This is a genomic window from Bacteroides coprosuis, from assembly GCF_020741705.1.
GTDB lineage: Bacteria > Bacteroidota > Bacteroidia > Bacteroidales > Bacteroidaceae > Bacteroides_E > Bacteroides_E coprosuis.
Genome location: NZ_DYYK01000159.1, coordinates 1 through 2,972 on the forward strand (window position 1 = coordinate 1; position 2,972 = coordinate 2,972).

At 31.5% G+C, this 2,972-nt stretch carries 7 protein-coding genes; all 7 read left to right on the forward strand.

Annotated features, from left to right (window positions below; genetic code table 11):
* A partial coding sequence (locus tag K8V80_RS09570; RefSeq protein WP_276777414.1) for a hypothetical protein occupies positions 1–217 on the forward strand: 217 nt, incomplete at its 5' end.
* Between the two features lie 5 nt (positions 218–222).
* Positions 223–771 (forward strand): hypothetical protein, encoded by a 549-nt coding sequence (locus K8V80_RS09575; protein ID WP_276777417.1) that lies wholly within the window; start codon positions 223–225, stop codon positions 769–771.
* An 89-nt stretch (positions 772–860) separates the two neighbouring features.
* Positions 861–1,169: a hypothetical protein gene (locus tag K8V80_RS09580; RefSeq protein WP_276777420.1), complete on the forward strand. Its 309-nt coding sequence runs from the start codon at positions 861–863 to the stop codon at positions 1,167–1,169.
* 124 nt (positions 1,170–1,293) lie between these two features.
* On the forward strand, positions 1,294–1,548 hold the full coding sequence (locus K8V80_RS09585) for a hypothetical protein (protein ID WP_276777421.1): 255 nt from the start codon (positions 1,294–1,296) through the stop codon (positions 1,546–1,548).
* Between the two features lie 2 nt (positions 1,549–1,550).
* Positions 1,551–2,318: a PhoH family protein gene (locus K8V80_RS09590; RefSeq protein ID WP_276777423.1), complete on the forward strand. Its 768-nt coding sequence runs from the start codon at positions 1,551–1,553 to the stop codon at positions 2,316–2,318.
* 57 nt (positions 2,319–2,375) lie between these two features.
* Positions 2,376–2,636 carry a hypothetical protein gene (locus K8V80_RS09595; protein ID WP_276777426.1) on the forward strand — a complete coding sequence of 87 codons (261 nt, stop codon included), beginning with the start codon at positions 2,376–2,378 and terminating at the stop codon, positions 2,634–2,636.
* Positions 2,637–2,641: 5 nt separating this feature from the next.
* A partial coding sequence (locus K8V80_RS09600) for a hypothetical protein (RefSeq protein ID WP_276777428.1) occupies positions 2,642–2,972 on the forward strand: 331 nt, incomplete at its 3' end.

Consider the following 2,972-nt stretch of genomic DNA (forward strand, 5'->3'; position numbering starts at 1 on the left):
TTTCATATCACAGTTTGGCTTATTCTTTTGTTGGGGATTTGCAATAGTTCAATACTTCATTGTTGTGGGCATAATGTATGTACTCTCAATGGCTATTCCTACTGAAGCGAATATATGGATTGTTGGTTTAATTGTTTTAACTCTACTATATATCAACAAGACATGTAAATTAACTACAAAAGAAGTAATTAAACAGATGGAGGAAGAGGAAAAATGATTATAATGAGTCTGGACTACTCCTATGCAAATTCTGGCATTTGTGTCGCAGAAGTGAACCTCTCAAGCCCGTCACAGAGCCATTCTGAAACTGATAAAATCACGGTTTTATACTCAGATGTGTTACTATCTGATAAGAAATTAGATACTATTCCTAGGATTTTGGGGTTGATTGATAAGATATTAGAAGTGTATGATGAATATAAACCTAATGTAATTGTACGTGAAGAAGCATTCGTAGGCAAGTCATCCACAGCAAAAGGTGTACTATATGCTCATGCAATACTGGAACTAGAAACCTATAATAGAAATATTGAAATAATTGATATTCACAACGCTACATTAAAAGCATATTGTAGAAAATATTTAACAGAGAAGGCATTCTATACTAAAGAAGAATTAAAACAATTTGATAAGAAACAAGTGGTTGCTGAGTTCTTAAAGGCTTATTTCTCTAGTGATATGCCAGAGATATATACTAAACGTGGAAGATTAGAAGATGATAAATGTGACGCTATTTGTTTGAGTATATATTATAAGGAGAAGATGTTATGAAGATAAAAACTAAGAAACAATTCACATTACCACAGTTGATTGAGTGGCTATTGAAAAGTGGATATCGTAATTATACAGCAAATTCAAATATGGGAAATATAGTAACATTATCACGTTATGGTGCAATACAATTCTCACACGGAACATTTTTCCCAGAAGAAACTTTCACAGTCGAAGTCGAGGAAGAAATTACGGAAGATACCGTATTCCCTAAATTAGTAGAACGATGGAAACACGATGGTGAAGGAGACGAAGCATTTCGTTATGCAGGACATGATGATAAGAGTATTAATAGAGTTTTATTTGCAAACCCCGAAAGTGTAGAGACAACTCATTTTTACATTGAAAATGATAACCAAGAGCTAGTATTAATCTGGCGTGACGGAAAATTAATTTAAAATAAGTGTTGACATTGTAACTTCTTCATGCTATACTTGTATTAACAAATAAAACAAAACAAAGAAAAGAGGAGTTACAATGATTACATTATTAATTATTATTTTTATTATCTGCATGATAGTTATGAAAATTAAAGATACACCAGAGCAAGAAAGAGAGCATCAAGCAAGATATTTAGGAGAAAATTTTGCAGACAAAGAGTATTATAGAAAAAAAGCTAAGCAACAAATAAAGGAAGAAGATAGACAAGAGATAAAAGAACATCCAGGAAATCTATTTATAGCTGGTAAGCAAGGTTGGACATTATTAGATAGAATTAAAGAAAGAGCAGAAAAATTACAAAGAGAAGCAGTTGAAGAAGATAAAAATAACAAATAAGGATGGGACTATCTATGGGATATTTCGGAATTAGTGCAAAAAACGATGAACAAAAATTAGCTTTAAGAGCATTGGATAATGACAAACCTATTACAGTATTAACAGGACCTTCTGGTGTAGGTAAATCTCTATTAGCTCAAGCTGTAGGATTAGAAAAAGTTATAGAAACAAAAGATTATAAACGTTTAATTTATACTAGATTACAAGTAGATGTTGGAGCAGACAGAGGATTCCTTCCAGGAAGTGATGGAGAGAAATTATATCCATATATCGCACCTTTCTTGGACAACTTGGATGCAATGTCTTCTGAAAATAGTAATATTAAAGATTATTTATTATTTGAAGGTCAAGATGATAGTAAGAAAAAAGTATTTTTTGATAGCATACAGTCTATTAGAGGGCGTTCTTTAGATGGTTGGATTATGATTGATGAGGTTCAGAATTTAGATATTCATACGATAACTGCTATTGCTACAAGATTGCGTGCGGAAAATGCTAAGCTAATATTGCTTGGTAACTTTAGTCAAATAGATGATAAAAAATTAAGAGACCCAGAACAAAATGGTTTCTATCAATTATTAAAAGGATTATATGAGAAAGACCCTGAACAAGAATTTTTCGACCATGTAAATATGACAAAAACTCATAGACATCCAGTAGTTGAGTTAGTTGAAGATATTCTAAGAAATGATAAAAATGTTGACCCAGTATTCTATGAGTTAGAAAACAGAGGAACACTTTCAGAATATAATAAAAAATACGGAATATAAAAAGTATTGACACCCTTTAATTAGGGTGTTATACTTACTACATAAGGAGGAATTATTATGAAAAAACTATCAAACAGTTTTCAGAATGGAACTATTTGGACTAAGTTATTATGGGTAGTTGGTATTGCGCTAGGATTAATTATTGGTTGGATTATTATTCAATCAGTAATGTTCTTTTTGCAAACTACAATAGGATTTATTGGTTTGGTATTATTATCAATCCCTGTTAGTATGGGGATTATCGCATTTAGTATTATGAAACACCCAAAATTAAAAAAACTAGAAGATTACTCTAGTTATACTCAAAAATATTTATAAGGAGAATGGAAAATATGAATTTAGATAAAGATAAGTTGGCTTATAATGGCGGAAATATGACGACAGAAGCGGCAAAAGACTTTTGTCTTAAAGTAAATGATATGATTGAGGGTGCTGGACTTTCTGTTTATACCCCAACAAACAACAAAAAAATTAATCAGAAAGACGCATTAGGTAATAAAGATATTGCTCGAATGATTGTCGCTAAAGACAGCGAAGCTATTATCAACTCTGATGTACGAGTGTTTAATGGAGAGTTAACTCCTGGCACACTTATTGAAACAGGTCAGGTATTAGGTATGAATGATATGAGCAACATTATTATTAAGACGATTG